The sequence below is a fragment of the Luteibacter anthropi genome, from assembly GCF_011759365.1.
Lineage (GTDB): Bacteria > Pseudomonadota > Gammaproteobacteria > Xanthomonadales > Rhodanobacteraceae > Luteibacter > Luteibacter anthropi.
Genome location: NZ_JAARLZ010000001.1, coordinates 80274 through 103589, shown reverse-complemented (window position 1 = coordinate 103589; position 23316 = coordinate 80274). Strand labels below are relative to the sequence as shown.

The 23316-nt window shown below is 63.7% G+C and carries 15 protein-coding genes and 1 pseudogene; 5 read left to right on the top strand and 11 right to left on the bottom strand.

Annotation, left to right across the window (positions count from 1 at the left end; translation table 11 throughout):
• Positions 1-85: 85 nt before the first annotated feature.
• Positions 86-1069, top strand: coding sequence for a LysR family transcriptional regulator (locus tag HBF25_RS00425; RefSeq protein ID WP_166945512.1), 984 nt, complete (start codon positions 86-88; stop codon positions 1067-1069).
• A 15-nt stretch (positions 1070-1084) separates the two neighbouring features.
• Here HBF25_RS00425 and HBF25_RS00420 read toward each other — a convergent pair whose 3' ends face one another.
• The 3 genes from HBF25_RS00420 to HBF25_RS00410 form a co-directional block, all read right to left on the bottom strand.
• Positions 1085-2554: an alpha/beta hydrolase gene (locus tag HBF25_RS00420; RefSeq protein ID WP_166945510.1), complete on the bottom strand. Its 1470-nt coding sequence runs from the start codon at positions 2552-2554 to the stop codon at positions 1085-1087.
• Positions 2555-2683: 129 nt separating this feature from the next.
• Positions 2684-4285, bottom strand: a complete 1602-nt coding sequence (locus HBF25_RS00415; protein WP_166945508.1) for an alpha/beta fold hydrolase — start codon at positions 4283-4285, stop codon at positions 2684-2686.
• A 264-nt stretch (positions 4286-4549) separates the two neighbouring features.
• Positions 4550-5344 (bottom strand): undecaprenyl-diphosphate phosphatase, encoded by a 795-nt coding sequence (locus HBF25_RS00410; RefSeq protein WP_166945506.1) that lies wholly within the window; start codon positions 5342-5344, stop codon positions 4550-4552.
• A 154-nt stretch (positions 5345-5498) separates the two neighbouring features.
• Between HBF25_RS00410 and HBF25_RS00405 the strand changes: the two genes are divergently transcribed.
• The 3 genes from HBF25_RS00405 to HBF25_RS00395 are packed head-to-tail and all read left to right on the top strand — an operon-like array spanning position 5499 to position 9940.
• Positions 5499-6995 carry an efflux transporter outer membrane subunit gene (locus HBF25_RS00405; RefSeq protein ID WP_166945504.1) on the top strand — a complete coding sequence of 499 codons (1497 nt, stop codon included), beginning with the start codon at positions 5499-5501 and terminating at the stop codon, positions 6993-6995.
• Complete coding sequence (locus HBF25_RS00400) at positions 6992-8395, top strand: HlyD/EmrA/EmrK family protein (RefSeq protein WP_166945502.1); 1404 nt, start codon at positions 6992-6994, stop codon at positions 8393-8395. Before HBF25_RS00405 ends, HBF25_RS00400 begins: the two co-directional genes overlap by 4 nt.
• A gap of 3 nt (positions 8396-8398) precedes the next feature.
• Positions 8399-9940, top strand: coding sequence for a DHA2 family efflux MFS transporter permease subunit (locus tag HBF25_RS00395; RefSeq protein WP_166945500.1), 1542 nt, complete (start codon positions 8399-8401; stop codon positions 9938-9940).
• Between the two features lie 151 nt (positions 9941-10091).
• On the opposite strand, the gene acpA is transcribed toward HBF25_RS00395, so the two are convergent.
• Entirely contained in the window at positions 10092-11759 is a 1668-nt protein-coding gene (gene acpA / locus HBF25_RS00390) for an acid phosphatase (RefSeq protein ID WP_166945498.1), read from the bottom strand.
• A 347-nt stretch (positions 11760-12106) separates the two neighbouring features.
• Between acpA and glnA the strand changes: the two genes are divergently transcribed.
• Positions 12107-13519, top strand: a complete 1413-nt coding sequence (gene glnA / locus HBF25_RS00385; RefSeq protein ID WP_166945496.1) for a type I glutamate--ammonia ligase — start codon at positions 12107-12109, stop codon at positions 13517-13519.
• A gap of 52 nt (positions 13520-13571) precedes the next feature.
• Here the strand turns inward: glnA and HBF25_RS00380 are convergent, their stop codons facing one another.
• The 7 genes and pseudogenes from HBF25_RS00380 to HBF25_RS00350 all read right to left on the bottom strand — a co-directional run bounded on the left by HBF25_RS00380 (position 13572) and on the right by HBF25_RS00350 (position 23271).
• Complete coding sequence (locus HBF25_RS00380; protein WP_166945494.1) at positions 13572-15122, bottom strand: alpha/beta hydrolase; 1551 nt, start codon at positions 15120-15122, stop codon at positions 13572-13574.
• Between the two features lie 132 nt (positions 15123-15254).
• A complete protein-coding gene (locus HBF25_RS00375; protein WP_166945492.1) occupies positions 15255-16784 on the bottom strand; it encodes an alpha/beta hydrolase in 1530 nt (509 codons plus the stop codon).
• 168 nt (positions 16785-16952) lie between these two features.
• Positions 16953-18506 carry an alpha/beta hydrolase gene (locus HBF25_RS00370; protein WP_166945490.1) on the bottom strand — a complete coding sequence of 518 codons (1554 nt, stop codon included), beginning with the start codon at positions 18504-18506 and terminating at the stop codon, positions 16953-16955.
• 9 nt (positions 18507-18515) lie between these two features.
• Positions 18516-18752 (bottom strand): annotated as a pseudogene (locus HBF25_RS00365) (hypothetical protein); the annotation flags it as partial.
• 12 nt (positions 18753-18764) lie between these two features.
• Complete coding sequence (locus HBF25_RS00360; protein ID WP_166945486.1) at positions 18765-20129, bottom strand: alpha/beta fold hydrolase; 1365 nt, start codon at positions 20127-20129, stop codon at positions 18765-18767.
• Between the two features lie 144 nt (positions 20130-20273).
• Entirely contained in the window at positions 20274-21050 is a 777-nt protein-coding gene (locus tag HBF25_RS00355; protein ID WP_166945484.1) for a 3-hydroxybutyrate dehydrogenase, read from the bottom strand.
• A 46-nt stretch (positions 21051-21096) separates the two neighbouring features.
• On the bottom strand, positions 21097-23271 hold the full coding sequence (locus HBF25_RS00350) for a glycoside hydrolase family 3 N-terminal domain-containing protein (protein WP_166945483.1): 2175 nt from the start codon (positions 23269-23271) through the stop codon (positions 21097-21099).
• Positions 23272-23316 lie beyond the last annotated feature (45 nt).

Below are 23316 nucleotides of genomic sequence, written 5' to 3'. Positions count from 1 at the left end.
GGTCTTGCCCGTCAAGCGAAAAATGGGTCTACAATCACCTCGCCTGTGACGGCCAGTCACGAATGCATCCTTTGGGGAGTCGGCGATGGAAGACTTTTCCGCTATCAGCGTGTTTGTCCGGGTGGTCGAGGCGAAGAGTTTTTCCGCCGCGGCGCAGCATCTGGAGATGACCCCCTCGGGGGTGAGCCGGGCTATTTCCCGCCTGGAAGAAAACCTCGGGGCGCGCCTTTTCTTCCGCTCGACACGTTCGCTGCGGTTGACCGACGATGGCTCCGCGTTCTACGCACGATGCAAGGAGATACTTGCAGATCTCACCGAGGCCACGGAGGCCCTGGGCTACGCCAGGACCAAGCCGGCGGGCAAGCTGAAGGTGGCCGCGTCATCGGCCGTGGGGCGTGCCGCGCTCATCCCGAATCTCGCGGAATTCGAGCGCCGTTTCCCCGATATCCGCCTCGAAATGACCATGTGCGATTTCCCGTTCGACCTGAACGAGGAAGGCTTCGACTGCGCCATCCGCATGGGCGAACTGGCCGATTCGAGCCTCATCGCACGCAAGATCGGCCACTTCAGCAACGTGCTGTGCGCCTCGCCAGGCTACCTCGGCCGTCACGGCACGCCCTCGACCATCGAGGAGTTGCGCCAGCACAAGACGGTGAACTTCGTGCACCCCAGCACGGGCAAGCCGTCGCAGTGGCAGTTCGACACTCCGGGCGGCCGCGTCTCGGTGGACGTGGACGCACACATGCTGATCAATGACGGCGAGTCGGTGATCCAGGCCGCCATCGCGGGCCTGGGCATCATCCAGGCGCCGCATTGCCTTGCCGCATGCGCACTGGAGAAGGGCATGCTGGAAATTATCATGACTGACACGATTTCCACTGGCTCCAACCTGTGGATCGTCTACCCGCAGAAGCGCCACCTTTCGGCGCGCGTGCAGGCCTTTATCGAGTGGACCAGCGAGTTGTTCCAGCGCACAAGCGAACCGCAGTGCAAGATCGTGGAACAGCAGCAGGCCGAACTCATGAAGATGCAGAAGATGGCGATGCCGGCGGTGGCGAAGGTCGCCTGACCGCCGGCGGTCAGGTCACTCGGCGGCGCAGTTCACGAGGGGCGTCGCCGGGCGATGCCCGTCGATGAGGAACGCCCGGGCAAGGTGCGCCGCACAGGCGTCATGCATGACGGGGTCCTTGCTCATGACCAGCGTGCCATGGCGTGTCGATGCCATCGCCTTGACGATATCGGTATGCATCGCCGCGGTATCGCCTTCCTTGCGCAATGCCAGCACCGGCGTATTGCCGGCATCCGGATGTACCGGCGTCGGCGCCACGTTGCGCAGCCAGTGCGAGCAGACCATGCCGACGAAGCCTTCGCCGTATTGCGCCAGCGGTGCCTCACGATCCAGCCCGACGATGCGTTGCTTCCATAGGCCAAGGGGAGCGCGATAGGAATCGTCATCCACGCATGCGCGAGCGATGACGTCACGCGTATGGGCCTGCGAGGTGGGTTTGCGCCCGCTACCGGACAGGTTCTCCTGGTCGGAAGGTGAGTCCGACGCAATCAGGCGGAAGGTGGCGTCCGGAAGGAAGTCCGCCCCCACTGGGCCGTAGCCTTTTGCACAGTAGGGCCGCAGCTCGGGCGATGCCGATGCCATGCAGCGGCCGACCTCCAGTGCGTTCTTCAGGACGCGGGGTTCGGCGATATGGTCGTCCACCAGTACGCGGAACCAGGCGGGAAGTCGTGCAAATCCCGCCGTCGCATCGATGGATGCATCGACGAGAGATAATGCATTCCGGTAGAGCGCGCCGCGCGCCATCAGGCCCGATAGTGTGGCCCCCCAGCGGGTGGCGGTGAAATCCACGGGGCTGTCCAGGACCACGGGAGACATGGCGCCAGGATGGACGGCGAGATACCGGGCGACGACCCAGGCGCCTTGCCCCGTGGCGTAGATGGCGCCGAAGTCTTCACCCAGCCGGCTGCGCAGACTCTCGATGTCGCCCAGGCGCTGGCGGATGCCTGCGTAGGGGGCCATGGAGTCACCGGAACACGTGAAGGCCAGCAGGACGGCACGATTGGCCGCCGCATCAAGATTGGCCGCTGAGGTATCGATGCCGAAGCGGCGGTAGGTAGCGAGGCCGCCCTCGTCGGCTGCCGACAGGCAGGCATTGTCGGCACCGGGTGTCAGTCCGCGAGGGGCGACGGTGACCACATCGAAGGTGCGTGCCAGCGCCTTCCAGTCGTCGAGCGTGCTCTGCCTCCAACGCTCGACCTGCTGGCTAAGCGCCTGGGCAGGTGTCAGGTCGCTCTCCCCTGGAACCAGCAGCATGACGCCACGTCGGTGTGCCGGTTCCGCCGGACGCATCCGACAGACCTCGATCTGGCGGGTTTCCGCTGTATCGCCGTGATAATCGAGTGGAACGGAGAGGCTGGTGCAGTCAACGCCCGGCGTGGCCGAAGGGGTCCAGGCGACAGGTGTGGCGCCAGCGTCCTGGCTGGCCGCCAGAGCAAGCAGCGGCAGCCAGGCGTGGCGAAAAACGGAAGGCACGATGCGATCCATGAGGGGCGTCCTTGTCCATTCAAACCCATGACACTAGGGTTGGCGCCCGCCATCGGATAGAGGTGCCGGAGGACGCTTGTGTAGTCCTCCGGCAAGGAAGCCAGGTCAGCAACGTCGATGGGAAGGCGTTCAGCGTTTGTCGGGCATGGGCTCGTAGTGGCACTTGGTGACGGCGCTGGCCGGCAGTGCGCCGGTCAGCAGGTAACGGGCGGCGGTTCGTTCGATACACGGCGAGAGGCTCTTGCCGAGCAGGCCATGATCGCTGGTGTCGCGTGCGAGCACGGCCCGTGCTCGGGGCATCAGTGCCATGGTGGCACGGGCACCCTCCCAGGTCGTGGTGCGGTCGTATTCGCCGTTGAGGATGAGTGCCGGAGGCAGTTTCGCCAGCTTGCGGACATCAGGGAAACGATTCTGCGTGCGTGGCCATTGGGCGCACACCAGCGAGGTCACGATATCGCCTTCGCCCAGACTGAACGACCAGCCGATACTGTTGAGCAGGAACCGCCGCCAGGTATCGACGTTCCGTTCCCAGGGAGCATCGTTGCATTGCACGGCAAGGTTGGTGCCGGTAGAGATATCGGATTCGTCGTTGCCCGTGCGGTGAAGCATGGGCGGACGCGGAATAGCCGCGTACAGATGCGCAGCTGCCACGATGGTGGCATGGTTGACCTGCGTGTCCTTGCTGAAGTCGTGGGTGTCGAGGGCTGCGCGCACCTGGCGTAGCGTCATCCCGTTCGTCAGCCAGTTCGACAGCGTGACGGCAGCCAGCACGTCTTCGGGCGTTTCGATGTCGGCCTGCCACGCCACCCGCAGCGACAGCGGCATGCGCATGAGCTTCACCAGCACGCTGCCGGCCTGCATCCCCAGCCCGTAGGCCTGAGCATCGTTGGCGGCAGGCTGCACCGCTGCGTCGATGAGGGCCTGGTCGCGGCGCGCGAGGTCCGTCTTGACGATGTCGTTCCACGTCCTGGTGACGTCCATGACACCGTCCAGCACCATGTGGCTTACCCGGTCCGGATAGCTGGCGCCGTACCAGAGCGCGGTCAGCGAACCATAAGATGCTCCGTAGAACGATAATTTGTCGTAACCGCTGGCCATGCGAAGGGATTCGATGTCTTTCACATAGGTATCGGTGTCCACACCCAGTGCTTGCGAGGCGGGGCCACAGTTCCTCGCATAGTTTCGTGTCAGCTCCAGGAGTCCACGCCATGCACGGTTGCTGTCACGGTTTTCATACAGCTCATGCAGGGGGAGTTCGCGATCGTAGTCGCACTCCAGGCGGTTATCGGGGTTCATGCCGCGGGGCACGAGCGTGATGAGATCGAACTGCCCGGCGACCTTGTTGAATTCGCCGAACACTTCGTCATCCGGCGCGACATCGACCCAGTTCACGGCGGTTCGCTCAAGCGTTTCACGCGGGTCGTGGCCGGGGCCACCGAAGTTGAAGAAGATGGCCTTGCGTGGCGTGTCGATGTGGCCATGACGTACGCGCATGACCTGCACCTCGGTCGTCTTCCCGGTGGGGTTGCGGTAGTCCAGGGGCACGCGGAGACTGGCGCACAGCACGCTGGTGCCCGGATGTTCCTCGCCGATATACGGATTGGAGCGCTCGCAGGTATCCCAGTCGAGATCGGTCGTGGAGGCCAGCGTATCGCCTGCATGGAAAAGACAGGCAGCCAGGATGCCCATGGCCAGCGGATGACGTGTGGAGCGGGGTTTGCGTTCCTGCATGAAATGTCCTTGTTCGTTGCTGGAACCATCGGTACGCGATGTGGCGTATCCGATGGTGCGTCCGAACGTAGGACATGGGCGTTGCGTGGCCTATAGGTGCATGGAGGGACGCGACCGGCCAAGGGGCGACAACGCTGTCATGAAATCCTTGATGTGCGTGTCATCCGCCGCAGTGAGCCATTGCTGGCCCAGCGTTGCCGGACGACACCGACCTGTCGTTGGTCGCGCACCGTGCATAGGCATTCCGGTGCGCGAGCTTTGCGCTCACACGCCCGAGGGCAGGAACAACAGCAGCGCAGCACCCAGGGCGATGCGATACACCGCGAAGGCCGTGAAGCGATGCGAGCGGATGTAGCCGAGCAGCCACTTCACGGCCGCGAAGGCGACGATGGTCGAGACGACGAAGGCCACGGCCAGGCCGGTCCAGTCCTCACCGGCGGCTCCGCCATTGTGGAAGGTCTTCAGCAGCTCGTAGCCCGTAGCGGCGTACATCGTTGGGATGCCGACGAGGAAGGCGAATTCCGTGGCGGCGGCGCGATTGCTCGTGCCGGCCAGCATGGCGACGAAGATGGTGGCCGCCGAGCGCGACGTACCCGGGAACACGCCGGCAACGATCTGTGCGAAGCCGACGAGGATCGCTACCTTCCAGGTTACCGTCGTGCGATCGGGCTGCTTCGCGGCGAGGCGTTCGGCCACGATCATCCAGATGCCACCGATGATGAGCGCCCATGCGATCGGCGTGATGTTCTCGGGCAGCTTGAAGCCCAGCTTGGTCACGATAAGGCCGAGCACCGCGGTGATGAGAAAGGCCACGGCGAGCTTCGCGATGTAGGCGCGGGTTTCCGGGCGCCGCCAGTTCAGCACGAAGCTCCACAGCGTGCGCCAGTAGATGAAGGTGACGGCGAGGATCGCGCCGGCCTGGATGGCCACGTTGAACAGGTCGGAGCGTGCACCGAGCCAGCGTTCGGCGATCAGCAGGTGACCCGTGCTGGAGACGGGCAGGAATTCGGTGATTCCCTCGACGATGCCGAGCAGGATGGCGCTGATGAGGTCGTTCACGTGACTCGCTTTCTCGTTGGGGCGGCGCCATAGCTTAGCCGCTGAGCGGCCTGCACCGTCACATCGTGCCCACGCGGGGCACTGTTACTTTCGCCCGACGCATGGACGACCCCGGCGGTCGTCCATTCGCAAGAATTCGCATACGGACCTGCCCATGGCGCCTCCCACTTTCCGGATACGCGTCGCCATCCTGGCGGCGACCCTGACCCTCGGCGCCTGCGCGCCGCCGGTCCGGCCACCCAGCTTCGTCCCGCGTGACGAGGTGCCCCTGGCCGGCCTGCCGACGGGCAAGGCCGGCTGGCCCGAGCCCGACTGGTGGCATCGCTATGGCGATGCCCAACTGGACCGGATCGTCGATCTCGCCATGCGCGGCTCGCCCAACCTGGAGCAGGCCGAGGCCCGTTACCGCGCGGCATCGCGTGCCGTGGATTCGGCCCGCGCCGAGCTGAATCCGCAGGTGCGCGGGCTGCTGGGCGGCTCGCATGGCTACAGCGACGTCACGCTGCGTGGCGAGGCGCCCGGTGCCACCGGCAATGCACAGGGCTTCCAGTTGAGCCCAGGACATAGCTGGAGCAACAGCGGCGTGGCTGGCGCGCTGGCCACCTGGGACATCGACCTGTGGGGCAAGCAGAAGGATGCCGTGGCCGCCGCCGTGGGCCAGGCCCGGGCGGCCGAGGCCGAGCGGGCGTCGGCCGCCGCATCCCTGCAATACAACGTCGTGAACACGTATTTCGACTGGCAGGCACAGCAGGCGCGCCTTGCGGTGGCGAAGCATGCAGCGGACAGCGCCGCGCAATACCGGGAACTGGTCGAGCTTCGCGTGCACGGCGGGCTGGACGATCCGACCACGCTCGACCAGGCCGATGGCCAGCTGGCGCAGCAGCGCGGCGCCGTGGCGCAACTGGAGGGCGCGTCGGCGCTGGACCTGGCCCAGCTCGCCGCGCTGGCCGGGGTGTCGCCGACGGCACTGGGTACGTTGTCGTCCGTGCCGTTGCCCACGCCCGATACCGAACTGCCGCCCGACGCACGCCTGGGCCTGCTCGCCCGTCGTCCTGACATTGCTGCCGCGCGCTGGCAGATCGAGGCCTCGTCGCGGCAGATCGACCAGGCACGCAAGGCCTATTACCCGGACGTGAGCCTGATGGCCCTGGGTGCATTCCTGCGCACCTATCCGAACCTCGGCTCCGGTACTCGCACGGACCTGACCCTCGGCAACATCGGTCCATCGGTGCAGTTGCCCATTTTCAGCGGAGGCCGGCTGAAAGCGCAGTTCGAGAGCGCCCAGGCGCAGCTCGATACAGCGGTGGCGCAATACGACGGTGCCGTGGTGCAGGCCGCCGGCGATATCGCCCAGGGTGTGGCGCGGCTGCGCATGCTCGATGCCCAGAAGCAGCAGCAGGACCGCCAGTTCGATGCCGCGCAGGCACAGCAGCGCAAGGCGGGTGACCGTCGCTCGAAGGGACTGATCGACGACCGCAACTGGCTCAATGCCGACATGCAGGTCGACCAGCAACGCGATGCCCGCCTGCAGCTCACCGGCCAGATGATTTCCGCGAACCTCTCACTCATTCATGCGCTGGGTGGCGGCTACCACGCCGACGACCTGCCCGATCTACCGGCCACCGCCGCCGGCAAGGAATCCACGCGATGACTCCCGAAAACGACGATCCCCGCGACGAAGGCGCGAGCGAACCGCTGCCCTACAAGTATCGCTACAAGTACCTGCACAAGTACGGTGATGAATCGTCGCCGGAGGAAAAGGGCGACGACAGGCATGCCGATGACCGCAGCAAGGCGGACGACAAGGATCACGCCGCTGGCGGTGACAAAGACAAGGGCAAGGATGGCGACAAGGAAAAAGACGAGAACAAGAAGAAAGAAGATGATCCGAAGGCGAAGCGGAAGAAGATCCTGATTCTTTCGATCATCGCCGCCGTCTTCATCCTGGCGGGCATTACCTGGCTGTTGCTCTACCTCTTCGTATTCTCCCTGCGCGAAACCACCGACGATGCCTACATCAAGGGCGACATGGTGACGGTCTCGTCCCGTGTGGCGGGCACCGTCGTCGAGGTGGCTGCGGAGGAAACCGATCGCGTCCATGCCGGGCAGGTGCTGATCCGCCTCGATCCGGTGGATGCACGCGTGTCGCTCATGAATGCCGAAGGCCAGCTGGCGCAGGCCGTGCGCGAGGCACAGGCGAAGATGCAGCAGGCCAACCAGGCCGATGCGGCCATTCCGCAGCGACGTGCCCAGTACGAACAGGCGCGCGATGAGTACAACCGTCGCCATCCGCTGCTGGAGCGTCGTGCGGTATCGGCCGAGGAAGTCGACACGGGCAAACGACAGATGCAGCAGGCACAGGCTGCCTTGCAGGCCGCCGAACGCGAGGCCGCAGCGGCCCACGCGCAGGTGGATGGCACCACCGTGGAGAATTTCCCCGCGGTGGTCCAGGCCCGGGCCCAGTTCCGTAACGCCTGGGTCAACAACGGCCGCAACGCCATCGTCTCGCCCATCGAGGGGTACGCAGCCCGTCGTCAGGTACAGGTAGGCCAGCGCATACAGCCGGGGCAGGACCTGCTCACGATCGTGCCGTTGTCCGATCTGTGGGTCGATGCCAACTTCAAGGAAACCCAGCTCCAGCACATCCGTATCGGCCAGCCGGTGAAAGTCACTACCGATATGTACTCAGGCGTGGAATACCACGGCAAGGTCATCGGCTTGAATGCGGGCACGGGTAGCGCGTTCTCGCTGCTGCCGGCCGAAAATGCCACGGGCAACTGGATCAAGGTCGTGCAGCGCCTGCCGGTACGCGTGTCGCTGGACGCGGAAGACCTTCGCAAGCATCCGTTGCGCGTGGGCCTGTCCGCGGATGTGACCGTCGATACGCATGATCGCGATGGTCGCGTGCTGTCCGAGACACCACGCAGCAAGCCGCTGATGACCACCAACGTCTACGAGCAGGAAATGGGCGAGGCCGATCAGCACGCACTGGAGATCATCCGCGCGAACACCGTGCAGGTGCCCGCGCCCGTGCCGGCGAAGCGCAGCTAAGCCATGGCAGGCGGCAGCACTTCACTGGCGCCGCTGCGAGGCGGCCAACTGGCCTTGCTCACGGCGGGCGTCGCACTGGCGACGTTCATGGAGGTGCTCGATATCTCCATCGTGAACGTCTCCGTGCGCACCATCGCGGGCAATCTCGGCGTCAGCAGCAACGAAGGCACGATGGCGATCAGTGCCTATTCCATGGCCAGTGCGGTCATGCAGCCGCTGACCGGATGGGTGGCGAAGCGTTTCGGCGAGGTGCGGACGTTCAGCGTCTCTGTGCTGCTGTTCGTGGTCTTTTCGGCGCTGTGTGGCCTGGCGCAGAGCATGCCGATGCTCATCGTGTTCCGCCTGTTGCAGGGTGCCGTGTCGGGGCCAATGGTGCCGTTGTCGCAGACCCTGCTGCTTAACAACTATCCGCCGGCCAAGCGCCCCATCGCGCTGGCGCTATGGGCGATGACGGTCGTGGTGGCTCCCGTCTTCGGCCCGATTCTGGGTGGCTGGATCACCGACAACTATCACTGGTCGTGGATCTTCTTCATCAATATTCCCGTGGGCCTGTTCGCCCTGATCATCACCATCACCCTGCTGCGCGGCCGGGAATCGAAGGTGGTGAAGATGCCGGTGGACGCCATTGGCCTCTTCCTTCTGGCGGTTGGCGTGGGCTGCCTGCAGTTCATGCTGGACAACGGCAACGATGATGACTGGTTCACCTCAAAGACCATTACGGTGCTGGCGATCGTGGCGCTGGTGTGCCTGACCTTCCTGGTGGCATGGGAACTGATGCACAAGAACCCCGTGGTGGAGCTGCGCCTGCTGGGCAAGCGCAACTTCTTCATCGGCGTGCTGTGCCTGTCGCTGGGCATGTTCGCGTTCTTCGGCGGCACCGTGGTGATGCCCATGTGGGTGCAGGAGGTGATGGGCTATACCGCCACCTGGGCCGGTTTCGTCGTGGCACCCATCGGCATACTTGCCATCTTCATGTCGCCACTGGTCGGCGCGTTCCAGAACAAGTTCGACCTGCGCCTGCTGAATACGCTGGGTTTTGCGATCTTTGCCGGTGCTTCATTCTGGATGGCGACGTTGAATACGACGGCGCCTTATGCGGAGCTGGCGCTGCCGCGCTTGATGATGGGTGCGGGCGTGGCACTGTTCTTCGTGCCGGTGAACCAGATCATCCTGTCTGGCATCCCTGATGAGCAGGTGGCCAGTGCATCGGGTCTGTCGAACTTCTTCCGCACGCTGGCAGGGAGTATCGCCACGGCGGTCAGTACGACGATGTACTCGCATCGCACCACGTATCACCATGCGACGCTGGCGGAACACATCGGCTCGGGCGATCGTACAACGATGGAATACCTCGACCGTTTCCAGACCTTCGGCGTGCAGGGCCCCACGGCCAACGCGGCGCTTAATCGCATCGTGGACATGCAGGCCGCGACGCTGGCGGTAAACGATGTGTTCTGGCTCTTCGGCCTGATGTTCGGCCTGGCGATGATCGCGATCTGGTTTGCGAAGCCGCCGTTTGCTTCGGGTGGCACGCCGGCACATTGAGCCTTTGTATCCAGGCCGGCTGCCGCCGGATCGCGGATGCGATGGCTACGAAGCGAACTGTAGGAGCGCGCCTTGCGCGCGACCGTTCGGAAGCGATGACTGCATGGCTCCGGGCCGGTCGCGCGCGAGGCACGCTCCTACATGGTTACGATCAGGTGAACTGGAGGGTTTCGGTCAGGTCGCCGGGGGGCGGGCCACCAGCGGCCGTCATGGCGTCTTCGCGCATCTTCAGGCCCGGCAGTTTTTCCAGCTTGAACCGGCGCGTGATGAAGCGCGCGATGGAGCCGGTGTCGTAGATGGTGTGCTCGACATGGCCCTTCTTCGCGAACGGCGACACCACCAGCGCGGGAATGCGTGTGCCCGGTCCCCAGCGGTCGCCCTTGGGGGGTGCCACGTGATCCCACCAGCCGCCGTTCTCGTCAAAGGTGATGACCACCAGCATGTTCTTCCACTGCTTGCTCTGGCGCAGCTCGTGGATGATGGCGCCGATATGGCGGTCACCGGCTTCCACGTCGGAATAGCCGGCGTGCATGTTCAGATCGCCCTGCGGCTTGTAGAAGGCTACCGGCGGCAGCTTGCCGGCTTTTGCATCGGCGAGGAAACGGTTGGTCTTCGCCGTTTCGCCCAGGCCGCCGTCCAGCAGGTGCTTCTTGCGTGCGTCGGTTCCCGGGGCGAGGCTCACGAAATAGTTGAGCGGCTGGTGGTGCGCCTGGAAGTTGGGCGTGGAAGGGAAGGTGCCGTTCTCGCTGTCGCCCTTGCCATCCAGTGCGGCCTGGAAGGCACCGCCGTACCAGGCCCAGTCGATGTTCTTCGCCGAAAGCATGTCGCCGATGTGCTTGTGCGTCTGCGGCACCAGGGTGTTCGGGCTGCTGGCGTCGGCGAGCGCCGGGTTCTTGTGGTCTACGTTGAAGCCCGGCGAATACGGCGGACCCATGGTGTTCACCGCGTAGAAGTCCGGGGTGAGCTGGTTGTGATGGGCGAACTTCGGCTTGCCCTGCATGGCGCTGGCCGGGGAGTCGTCCGCCATCTTCAGGCGGTAATCAGTGGCCGAGCCGCTCTGCGTCACCGCGATGCCGAACTGGGCCGGGCTCTTGTCGGCGTTCGGGTAGAACGGCGGCTGGGCGGCCACGAGGTACTGGTGGTTGAGAAACGAACCGCCGAAGGCGCCCATGAAGAAGTTGTCGCAGAGCGTGAACTGCTCGGCCAGGCGCCACAGGCGCAGGTGCACGGGTGCTTCATCGTAGTGCCCCATGGTCAGCGCGCCGTTGTCACCCCAGGCCACGAAGCCATCGTTCTTGCCGCCGTTGATCTGCAACTGGTTGTTGTAGAAGGCATGGACCAGGTCGCGGGTGACCACGCCGTGGGGCAGGGGCTCGCCGTCGGGCATGCGCAGGGCCCAGGGGGCGTTCGGCAGGTCGGTGAGGTCCTTTTCCGCGACCTTGTAGACGCGGTGGTTGACCGTCTGCGACTCCGGCACCATGCCGCCCCAGATCGGCGGCAGCTTCGCGAAGGGTTTGCCGTCGCGATCGCGCTGCACGTAGCGTTCCTTCGGCACGGCCGACAGGGGCTCCTTTACGCCCGGGAAATTGCCGAACAGATTGTTGAAGCTGCGATTTTCCGCATAGATCACGACCACGTTCTGGATGTGCTTGTCCAGCAAGGCATCGAGTTCGGTCGGGGTGGGCGTGGCCGCAACAGCCTTGCCGGCGGCGATGACATCGCTGCCGCCACCCAGCGCGATCAGCGCGCCCGTGGTGGCCATGCCGCCAAGGAGGCGGCGACGCCCGGCATCGGGCTTGTCGTCTTCGGGTTTGCTCATGATCTATCTGTCTGCCGAGGTGGTGGGGGACCGTGAGTGTCCGCATCCATCCATGCATGGGGTCACGATAGACCGGGCAGGGTAAACGAAAGGGGCTTCGGGGTCATGCCGCATCCATCCACATCGCCACGATGCCATTGCGTGAGTGATGAAGGGCAATTCTGCACGGCTGGCTGCATCCGGAATGGTGCACGGCAGCCCATAAAGCACCATATTGGTGCAATCATGCAGCCGTAGCATACCCGTTCTATGATGCCCCAGCTTGATCCAGGCCGGTCCGTCGCAGGCACCGCCGCTGGCATAGCGATTGCTTTACGCATTCCGCCCCATACCTATCCGAGGTTTGTATGTCCGCCGCTTCCAAAGTGCTGAACCTGATCCAGGACGAGAACATCGAGTTCGTCGACCTGCGCTTCGCCGATATGCTCGGCAAGCACCACCATGTGACCTTCCCGGCCCATGCCATCGATGAAGGCACCTTTGAAGACGGCAAGATGTTCGACGGCTCGTCGATCGCCGGCTGGAAGGGCATCAACGAATCCGACATGGTGCTGATGCCCGACCCGGAAACGGCGCATCTGGATCCGTTCAGCGCCCACAAGCAGCTGATCCTGCATTGCGACGTGCTGGAACCGAGCACCATGCAGGCCTACGGCCGCGACCCGCGCTCCATCGCCAAGCGCGCCGAGTCGTACCTGAAGTCCACCGGCATCGCCGACACCGCCTTCTTCGGTCCGGAGCCCGAGTTCTTCATCTTCGACTCGATCCGCTGGCAGAACGACATGGGCCGCGTGTTCTACGAGATCAACTCCGAAGAGGCCGCCTGGTCGTCGCGCTACAAGTACGACGGCACGAACACGGGCCATCGTCCGGGCGTGAAGGGCGGCTATTTCCCGGTCAGCCCGGTCGACAGTCTGGGCGACCTGCGCGCCGACATGTGCAAGGTGCTGGAGTCGCTGGGCCAGGTGGTCGAAGTGCACCACCACGAAGTGGCCAACGCCGGCCAGTGCGAGATCGGCACCCGCTTCAACACCCTGGTGAAGAAGGCCGACGAACTGATGACCATGAAGTACGTCATCAAGAACGTCGCCCACCAGCAGGGCAAGACGGTCACCTTCATGCCGAAGCCGATCGTCGGCGACAACGGCTCGGGCATGCACGTGCACCAGTCGCTGTCGAAGAACGGCGAGAACCTCTTCGCGGGCGACCTCTACGGCGGCCTGTCGCAGACGGCGCTGTGGTACATCGGTGGCATCTTCAAGCATGCCAAGGCCATCAACGCGTTCGCCAACTCCACCACCAACAGCTACAAGCGCCTGGTGCCGGGTTACGAAGCGCCGGTGATGCTCGCCTATTCGGCCCGCAACCGCTCGGCCTCGTGCCGTATTCCGTACGTGTCGAGCCCCAAGGGCCGCCGCATCGAAATCCGCTTTCCGGATCCGATGCAGTCGGGTTACCTCACCTTCGCCGTGCTGATGATGGCCGGCCTCGACGGCATCCTGAACAAGATCGACCCGGGTGCGCCGGCTGACAAGGATCTCTACGACCTGCCGCCGGAAGAAGAGAAGAACATCCCGCAAGTCTGCGCGAGCCTCGACGAGGCGCTGGTCGCCCTCGACAAGGACCGTGAGTTCCTGAAGGCCGGTGGCGTGTTCACCGACGACTTCATCGACGGCTACATCGCGCTGAAGATGCAGGAAGTCACCCGTTACCGTGCCAGCACCCACCCGCTTGAGTTTCAGATGTACTACGCGATCTGATCGCGTCGGTGGGTAAATAAAAAGGAGGCGCGAAAGCGCCTCCTTTTTTTGTTTATGGTGTGCCTTGCGCCGGGCAGGCGGTAACACTCTGGGATGGGGTTTCGCCCGTGAGAAGATAATGCGCACCGATCTGGCCCGCACACGGCTGGGCCGGGCCGAGCGCATACAGGTTCGGCCTGCCGTTCACCACCGCCTGCGGGCCGCCGATCACCACCTGCCTAACATTGGGCAGCTCGTCCAGATAGGGCTGTACCGCCGCAAGGGGGTAGGTCCGGTGCTCGCCGTAATGCAGCCATACGAAAGGTGGCAGTTTCGACAGTGCATCGAGGGTGGCTTTCGGCTGGCTGCTTTCCTTCCACTGGCTGCACACGACCATCGCGGCAATCATCCGCTGATCCCAGTGAAGCCATTGGTCCTGGGCACTACGCAGCCACTGGCGCACGCCCTCTTCATCGCGCCGGAGCGAAAGATCGTTGCATAGCGCCGGAAGGAACGACGCACGGAATGTGCCCAGACGCCAGATGCCTTGCTCCGGAAATGCGGCGACCATGGCTCGTGCCGTGCGACGCACACGAGCGTCATCGGCATCATCGATCATGAATCGATGATGCTCCACCTGTGAGAGCATGTCCTTGCGCGCTACATCGTCGGCGTTGAGATAGAGACGTGCGACCTCCACGGCAGCGCGAAGATCGGCCGGTTCCCACAGAAGCCCTGCCCAGCGCGTACGAAAGAGCATAGGAACCCGGCCGAAGACGTTATCCCGTACTTCCTGGGCCGAGTCACCCAGCTCCCAGCGGCGGGGTTCCATGGCGGCGGGCACATAGGCCTGCCGATGGCGTTCACGCTCCAGCGATTCGGCGGATCCGACGAAGTAGCGGTCCCAGCCGTGGTCCAGGTTGATACCGTTGTCGATGAGCACGCGACCTGTGGACTGCGGATATTGCGTTGCGTAGGAGGTCACGAGCCCGGCGCCGTGGCCACCGGCGAGAATATCCAGCTTGTCGATACCCAGCGCCCGGCGAAGCCACTCAACGTCGGCCGCACGCTGCGACGTGCCAAGGTGCTGCGCTTCATCCGCACATCGGCCCGCATAGTCTTTGAAATAATCCCATGCCTGGTTGTCTTCCGGATCGGTCGAAACACGTTCAAGTGCCGCGAGATCAAGCGTGGCGCAACCGGCGGAAGGCTTCCAGATGTCATGGCGATTGGCCAGCGCCACGATGTCGAAGGCATCTGCGAGGTCGCCCAGTGCCCCGTTGCTGGCGCCGGACATGGCAGCATCCCATGCTTGTACCGCCCTGGCCGGGAGGTTCGCGTGCTTTTCACTGCCTTCGAGAAGCAGTGTGCGCTGCGTAGCAGAAGGTGCGCCTGCCGTGGCAAGAACGACATCCAGTGCGAGGGTGCGACTATCGCCGGGGCGGGCATGGTCGAACGGTACCTCAAGCTTCCCGCATTTCAATCGCGGGCCCAGCGCTTCGATGTCCTGATGATCGACGATGCCATCGCAGGTTCGCCATGCGATGGTGGCGGAATGTGAGGCATGTGCAGAAAAACACCCCATGAGAAGAAGGGGTAACGTACGTAGAGCAAGTCCTTGCATGCGATATCTTCCTTGTGATCGCGGTCGGGAAACGGATGCCGGGTGACCGCGAACGCGCGGCATCCGGACGATATGCCATCCCTCTCCATGGAATGGACGGGCATCGTCAGGCCCTCGTGCGGAGACGTCCGGCTAACAGCGGGTGATATGGGTGGCGGGCAACCGGCCTGTCATGAGGTAATCGAGAGCCATGCGCGTTGCACACTGGCTTGCGGGGTGTCCGAACACAGGGCGAGCTGCCAATGACGACTCAACTACAAGATAGGCATTGGGGTAATCGTGTGCCACACCTTCTACTCCGCCCGGTGGCGCCATATGATCGACACCGGCGTGAATCATCATGATGGATGGAGCCTTTGAGCTTGTCTGCGGAAGCGGACGATTCGATGATCCGAAGGGCCATGCATGACACGCCACTCCATGCACGATGGCATCCGTATCGGGTAACGAGAAGACATCACGATGAAAGGATTCGTCGGCACGCAATGCATCAACATCCGTCTGGTGAGGTGAATCGTTGCATAGCGTCGCAAGTGTCGCGCCATCGATCCCCTGGCGATCCCATGCGGCGTGGTCGGCGGGCATGGCTTCAAGGAGATCGCCGGCAGCATGGCGAATCCTTGCATTGAGCGCTGGGTCTGGATGAAAGCGGTGACGATTCATTTCCCGGATACGCTCGCCGGAAAGAAGGAGGGGCCATCGGTCCGCCACGGCAAGCGCAGCCATGATATCGGTGGGTTGATTCAACCGGTCGTGCCAGGCGCGCCGAAATACAAGTGGCATGTGCCGGAGGCGCTGCATGATGCTGGTGGTCGTCTGCTCCGGGACGTCGCCAGTAGCAAGGTCGATGGCGGGACGCACAAGGCTTTCGCGCAGCATGCGCTCACGGTACACCTGATGGACGTTGGTCTGCCAGGGAAAGCGGCGCAGATGAAACGATATCGCACCATCGAGCAGCATTCGTGCTGTCGTGTCGGGATGTGCGGCGGCATACCAGGTCGTTATCCAAGCCCCACGCCCCTGTGCATAAAAATAAAGGGACGGCTCGCCGAGCATGGTACGCAGTGCATCGATATCATTGACGGCCTGCGTGGTCCCAAGGAACGCTGCATTGGGGCCACATGACATGGCAAAAGCGCGAGCTTCTGCCACCCACTGATGCCATGCCGCGTCATCAGACGGATCGAGCAGGTAGCGACTGGCAGCGCCTGCCGACATCTGCGTGCACCGGAGTTGCGTGTCACCCGTGCCTCGCGGTTGAAGGGTCACGAGGTCGAAATGATCGGCCAGCGTCAACAGTGATTCGGGTTCCGATGGTCCCGGGCGTTGAAACCTCTGCTCCGCAACTTTCGTGAGAGATGCCAGGGGGTCCTGGTTGAAGCCATCAGGCTGTACCAGAAGTGTTCCTATGCGCGACTGAGGAAGGCGTGCTGCGATCCTGTAAACGGCAAGCCGGATGCGCGCTGGATTCGAGGGATTGGTGTGATCGAGCGGGACGGACAAGACATGGCATGTGATGCGAGAGGCCATCAGGGGCGAACTGGCGATGGCGCGATCACAGGTGACCGGCACAAAGCCGTCACCGCTCGCAGGAGTGGTGACGGATGCGCAGGCACCGGAGGTGATGAGAAGGGTAAGCAGGAGCAGCAGCGCATTCCTCATGACGAACTCCTTTTGACGCGACATGGCCGCCCGCGATCTTTTCGGCGGAGGGTGGCCAGACTAGCCAGTAGAAGGACGCAAGCCTGTGGGATCTTGCCTACGCTCAGCGTAGGCAGGTCAATTCCATGTCTGAAGGAAATGCATGTCGGCCGCGGATGTCGGCGGCTTCTACGGTGATGTCTTTCGCGATTGGCCCGGGCACGACGTATGTTTCAGCGTTGGCAGCTCGCCACTGAGCAGATAGCGGCCGGCTGCCTGTTCGATGCACGGTGTATCGGTACGGTCGAAAAGGTAATGGCCTTGCAGGCCGCGACCGACCACGAGGTGGGCACCTTCCATCCGGTCGGCCATGCGGGCAGCGCCCCGCAATGGCGTGTAGGCATCGTACTCGGCCTGAATCATGAGAAAGGGTCGGGGCGGCATGACCGGCACGGATGCTGCCGGACGCTGGAGGCGATGCGGCCAGTGGGCACAAACGAGCTTCTGGGCCGCTTCGCGCCCGTCCCACGTGATGTGTCGCCGGGCCAGCATGGACGTCATGTCACGGATCTCATCGGTGGATGTAGTCCAGCGCTCGTCGTTGCAGAGGGTCATGAGGTTGACGGACAACGCCGAAAGCTCGTCCGCATCGATATCAGGCCGTTCGCCGGCATGCATTTCCACCAGCCATTCGGCACGTGAGCGGATCAACTGATGGGTGTCGTCGTCAACGTGAAACCGGTATTCCGCCACGCGCTTCCTGAGATCATCGGCAGCTGCATGGGCCGTGCCGGCCATCCAGTCCGAGAGCGTGAGGGCGGCAGCCAGTGTTTCCGGTCCGTCCAGCCATGGCACGACGTTACCCCGCAGGTCGCCCGGCATCTGCTTCACGCGCAGGCGTATCGCCTCTCGATCCGCGCCAAGCTGCCAGCGTGAAGGATCATTCGCTGCCAGCCCGATGGCCTGCCGCGACACGATGCGGTCACGCTCTTCCACGCCCTGGTCCAGAAGCGTTGCGACGCTCACGGTGGGATCGATCGAGGAATCCAGCAGGAGTCGGCGGACCGATCCGGGATACCGTGAAGCGTAGGCCATCGCAACCCGGGTGCCGTAGGAGGTTCCGAAGTAGTTGACGTAAGGCTCTCCGAGCGCCACGCGTACAGCTTCCGTATCGCCTATGTGTTGATACGTGTCGATAAAGGGTGCCAGGGGTTCGTTCTGGCATGCATCGACCACGGCCCGCGTGTAGCCGAGCATCTCCTGCCATTGGGCATCATCCGGCGGACGCGATGGTCGCCGCGGTTCATCCTGCGCCAGTGCCTCGCAACTGACACGGGTGCCACCTGGCAGGCCTCGCGGGATGACGGCGATGGCATCGTAGCGTTCAGCGATCCGTCGCTTGTCGCCATGCAGTGGATCGGCGGCGTCGTAGGTTTCCCAGCGCGCGATCATCGAAGGCAGGAAATCACGGGGATGCAGGCCGGGACCACCGAAGTGAAAGAAGATCGCTCCTTCACGTACATCGGAACGCATGGCAGGGATGCGCATGATCCCGATGTCCATGGCCGGGCCCGTGGGTACATCGTGGTCGACAGGCACCCTCAGGCGGCTGCACGTCACGCGTGAAGTATCCGACGGTGACGACCAGGGGCACGGGCCCCAGAGGAGTTGCGTTGCTTGCGTGTTGCCGCTGAAAGCGAAGGCGAGGGCAACGGCCATGAGTCGCAGGCGGGTATGTGACATGTCCTTTCCTCAGCGCAGTTCATCACGACCGACGGCAGGCATGGTCGTCGTGCGGTTGTCCGTCTCCAGCTCGCACTCGGTCGTGCGCAGTGGAGGCAGGCGGTCATCGAGCAGGTAACGGCCAACGTCATGCTCTACGCATGGCGCCTCCCTCAGTCCTACCAGGCCGTGCATGGCCGAGCCGCGGAGCTTCACCGCACGGGCACGCGGGTAGCGGTCGAGCAGACGCTGTACCGACGCCCACGGCGTGACGCGGTCTTACTCGCTGTTGACGATAAGCAGTGACGACAGCTTCGCGATGTTGTCGATGGGCGGTGCAGGTATGTCCTGGCGCGGCCATAGCGCACAGATAAGCGGCACCAGCATGTCGACGGTACGCGCGCTGACCGTCCAGTCCAGGCTATGGGTGGCGAAGCGCTTCCAGTTGTCCAGCGAACGGTCCCATGGTGTGTCATTGCAATGCACAGCGTAGTTCACCGCAATGTCCATGCCTTCGGCCGCATCGAAGGGCTGTGCGCTATGCAGGGCGGCGACCCCCATGCGTTCGAGGTATGCGCGGGCGCTGCTCCGTGCACGGCGGTCGACCTCGGCGGAGGGACTGAAGCGATAGGTCTCCACCAGGCGGGAGACTTGGGTGGCGTCAAAGCGATCGACCCATTCGGCAACGCGGATCGCGGCAAGAACGCTCGGTGCCCCGTAGAACAGGGATGCAAAACCTACCCGGAGCGAGCGATCCATGCGCAACAACTTGCCCGCGATGGCTACCATATTGTCGCCAAGACCGTAGGTCGCCGGGGAATCTGCCATGGGTTGCAAGGCGGAGACCACCAGCAGGCGATCCTTTTCTTCCAGATCGTCGATGACGGCCTTGTCGAGACGGCGTCCGATATCCATGGCACCGTCCAGGACCGTCCTGCCTACCTGGTGTGGGAAGAGCGAGGCATACCAGAGCGCCACCCAGCTTCCGTACGACTGGCCGAACAGGTGAATGCGATCCAGCGCCATGGCAGAACGCAGGCGATCGATATCGCGTGCATGCGTATCCGTGTCAACCTGGGCGTTCATGGCCTGTCGGCCACAAGCCATTGCGAAACGACTCGCCTCGCGGACAAGGGCATTCCAGCGAAGGTCGACAGGCTGTTCGAGGAAGGACTCCCAGGCCCTGGTGTCCAGCGCATCGCACTGCATGGGACGATCGGGATCCAGGCCGCGTGGAAGCACGAAAGTCAGGTCATAGGTATCCATGATGCGGCGAAAGGATCCCAGCTCGACGTCATGTGCGGGGATAGATAGCCAGACGCTTGCCAGGTTTGCGAATGCCTGGCGGTTGTCCGATCCCGGACCGCCGAGGTTCACCGAGATGGCGGGCTTGATCTGCACATCCGGACCGCCATGCACGCGCATGACCTTCACCCGGGTAGTCTGGCCGTCGTCGTTGCGATAGCTCAGGGGAACGTCCAGCTCGGCGCATTGCAAGCGGGCATCGCTGCCTTCACCAGGGTGAAAGAAATAGCTGGCAGGGCAGCGTTCCCATGCCACGCTGGGCGTAGCCATCGAGGGCGATGCCAGGGCACCCATCAGGGCGAAGAGGTATGCGGGTTTCGCGGGGTGTCGTCGTGACAAGCTTCATCCTCCTGACGAAGGGGCCTTCATGGCCATCCTTCTTTCCGTTAGCGGCCCATCAGGCTACGGAGGGCAAAGCGTGTCTTCTACAGGAGGCAGCCCCGGTCGGCTGGTACCAGGAGCTGCCTGCCATGTGGGCGATATCTACTGCATGTACCAGCCATGGCTTACCACGATCGATTGGCCTGTAAGCGCGTTCGAGCGGAAACTGGCAAGAAACAGCGCCGTATCGGCGATATCAGCGAGGGTGGTGAATTCGCCATCCACCGTGTCACGAAGCATGACATCGCGAATCACGGCATCCTCGTCGATACCCAGCTCCCTGGCCTGCTCAGGGATCTGCTTGTCCACCAGCGGCGTCCGCACGAAGCCGGGGCACAGCACATTCGCGCGGATGCCATCCGTGGCTCCCTCCTTTGCGATGGTGCGTGCCAGCCCCAGCAGGCCGTGCTTGGCGGTGACGTAGGGCGCCTTCAGTTTCGAGGCGACATGGGAGTGGGCCGAACCCATGAGGATGATCGCTCCACCGTGGCCTTTTTTCTTCATCTGCCGCATCGCCGCACGTGAGGTAAGGAAGGCGCCATCAAGATGGATGGCCAGCATGCGCTTCCAGTCGGCGAAATGGAAATCCACCAGGGGGGCGACGATCTGCACGCCGGCATTGCTGGCCAGGATGTCCACCGGCCCAAGCTCACGTTGCGTGCGCGCGAAACCGTCGTCGACCTGTTCTTCGTCGGTGACATCCATGGCGATGCCCATGGCACCGTTTCCTATCGCGCGTGCGGCTTCGCTGGCCTTGTCGTGGTCGATGTCGGCGATGACGACGCGTGCGCCGGCTTTTGCATAGGCTTCGGCAATAGCGCGACCGATACCGCTGGCCGCGCCGGTGACAAGGGCAACCTTGCCTTCCAGATCGTGCATGGTGTGGCTCCGTCAGGGGACAGGACGAAGCTTAGACCATGTCGTATCAGGGTTTCGTCAGCGTGAACGACGCCATGTCACCCGTGGTGGACGAACCACTGATCCACACGTCGAACAATCCGGGTTCCGCCTCGAAGGTGCGTCCGTCGACGTGGGTGAAAGCCAGGTCGCGGCGGGTCAGTTCGAACGACAGCTCTTCCGATGCGCCCGGTGCAAGGAGGATCTTGCGGAAGGCCTTCAACTCACGCACGGGCCTCACGCGGCTGGCGACACGATCGTGGATATACAGCTGCACCACTTCCTCGCCGGTGACCTCGCCGGTATTGGTGACCGTGGCGGTGATGACGATGGTGTCGTCCCAGGCTGCCGTGGTCTTTACCGATGGCGGTGTATAGCTGAAGCGCGTGTAGCTGAGGCCGTGCCCGAAGGGATACAGCGCCTCGAAGGTGGCTTCGCGATAACGTGCCTTGAAGGCCGACGGCTGGTCTGTCAGTTCGGGACGGCCCGTGCGCGCATGGTTGTAGAAGAAGGGCTGCTGGCCCGAGTCCTGCGGGAAGCTGACGGGCAGGCGGGCGGACGGGTTGTAGTCACCGAAAACAACGTCACCGATAGCGTGACCTGCCTGGGTGCCGAGGAACCAGGTGACGAGGATGGCGTTCGCATCGCGAACCGCCCCCGACAGGGCGAGGGCGCGACCGTTCTTCAGCAGCACGACCACGGGCGTACCGGTGGCGGCTACGGCTTCGGCGAGCGCCTGTTGGGCAGCGGGCACCACGATCTGCGTGCGGGACTGGGCTTCACCGGAATAGTTCTGCGGCTCGCCGATGGCCAGCAGCACCACGTCGGCGCGCCGGGCGGCGGCGACGGCGGCTTCGATGCCGCCATCGATGGCTTCCTCGATGCCGCTGCCGGCCACGATGTCCAGTTCACTGCCCTGAAGTGCATCGCGGATGCCGCTGGCGATGTCGACATAACGCGTCTTGTCGCCGAAGAGCGTCCAGCATCCTTCGATGTGGTCGCGGTCTTCGGCGAACGGGCCGATCAGCGCGATCCGCGTACCGGACTTGCGCAGGGGAAGCACGCCATCGTTCTTCAGCATCACGATGGAACGACGGGACGCATCGCGCGCCAGGGCGTCGTGCCCAGCGAGCTTCGAGGTATCGGCTTCCACATCGGGGTCAAGCGAACGATACGGATTATCGAACAGGCCGATGGTTTCCTTCACCCGCAATACGCGCCGCACGCCTTCGTCGAGTACGTCCATCGGAACATCACCGCTCGCAACAAGATCGGCCAGGTGCTCTGCGTAGTATCCGCTCTGCATGCTCATGTCGACGCCAGCAAGAAAAGCGAGGCGCGCGGCGTCTCGCTCGTCGGCGGCATAGCCATGCGCGATCAGTTCCATGTCCGCGGTGTAGTCGGACACCACAAACCCGCCGAAGCCCCACTCGTCACGAAGAACGCCCGTCATCAGCTCGCGATTGGCCGAGGCGGGTACGCCGTTGATGTCGTTGAACGCGCTCATGATGGTGATGGCGCCGGCATCGAGCGCCGCCTTGAACGGCGGCAGGTGCACGTCACGCAGGGTTTGCGGTGCGATGTCCACGGTGTTGTATTCCATGCCGCCGGCAACCGCACCATAGGCGGCAAAGTGCTTGGGCGTGGCGAGCAGCGAATCCGGGGCCGTCAGGTCCGTGCCCTGGAAGCCACGTACACGCGCAGCAGCAAAGGCCGAACCCAGCACGACATCCTCGCCGGAGCCTTCCGCGACACGTCCCCAGCGCTGGTCGCGCGAAATATCCACGGCCGGAGCGAATGTCCAGTGTACGCCGGCAGCCGTGGCCTCGACGGCGGTGACGCGCGCCGTGCGCTCGGCAAGATCCGGTTCGAAGCTGGCGGCTTCGCCCAGCGGAATAGGAAACACCGTGCGCATGCCGTGGATGACATCGGAGCCGAAAAGCAGGGGAATCCCCAGGCGGCTCTCCTCGATGGCGACGCGCTGGGCTTCGCGTCCTTCCGTGGCACCCACGCCATTGAACAGTGCGCCGACCGTGCCTGCACGGATCTGCTCCAGCACTTCGGCCGCGCCACGCGCGTTGACCTCGGGGTTGATGTCCGGGGCGAAGGGGCGCACGGCATCGGCGAAGATGCCGAGCTGGCCGACCTTTTCCTCCACGGTCATGCGGGTGATGAGGTCTTCGATGCGGGAGTCACGAGTCATGTCGGTGCGTTCTGCAAAGCGTCGGCCGTGGCCGGAAGCGGGCTA

Coding starts and splice junctions, on each gene's coding strand:
- HBF25_RS00425 (WP_166945512.1), top strand. CDS start 86: ATGGAAGACTTTTCCGCTATCAGCGTGTTTGTCCGGGTGGTCGAGGCG.
- HBF25_RS00420 (WP_166945510.1), bottom strand. CDS start 2,554: ATGGATCGCATCGTGCCTTCCGTTTTTCGCCACGCCTGGCTGCCGCTG.
- HBF25_RS00415 (WP_166945508.1), bottom strand. CDS start 4,285: ATGCAGGAACGCAAACCCCGCTCCACACGTCATCCGCTGGCCATGGGC.
- HBF25_RS00405 (WP_166945504.1), top strand. CDS start 5,499: ATGGCGCCTCCCACTTTCCGGATACGCGTCGCCATCCTGGCGGCGACC.
- HBF25_RS00400 (WP_166945502.1), top strand. CDS start 6,992: ATGACTCCCGAAAACGACGATCCCCGCGACGAAGGCGCGAGCGAACCG.
- HBF25_RS00395 (WP_166945500.1), top strand. CDS start 8,399: ATGGCAGGCGGCAGCACTTCACTGGCGCCGCTGCGAGGCGGCCAACTG.
- acpA (WP_166945498.1), bottom strand. CDS start 11,759: ATGAGCAAACCCGAAGACGACAAGCCCGATGCCGGGCGTCGCCGCCTC.
- glnA (WP_166945496.1), top strand. CDS start 12,107: ATGTCCGCCGCTTCCAAAGTGCTGAACCTGATCCAGGACGAGAACATC.
- HBF25_RS00380 (WP_166945494.1), bottom strand. CDS start 15,122: ATGCAAGGACTTGCTCTACGTACGTTACCCCTTCTTCTCATGGGGTGT.
- HBF25_RS00375 (WP_166945492.1), bottom strand. CDS start 16,784: ATGAGGAATGCGCTGCTGCTCCTGCTTACCCTTCTCATCACCTCCGGT.
- HBF25_RS00370 (WP_166945490.1), bottom strand. CDS start 18,506: ATGTCACATACCCGCCTGCGACTCATGGCCGTTGCCCTCGCCTTCGCT.
- HBF25_RS00355 (WP_166945484.1), bottom strand. CDS start 21,050: ATGCACGATCTGGAAGGCAAGGTTGCCCTTGTCACCGGCGCGGCCAGC.
- HBF25_RS00350 (WP_166945483.1), bottom strand. CDS start 23,271: ATGACTCGTGACTCCCGCATCGAAGACCTCATCACCCGCATGACCGTG.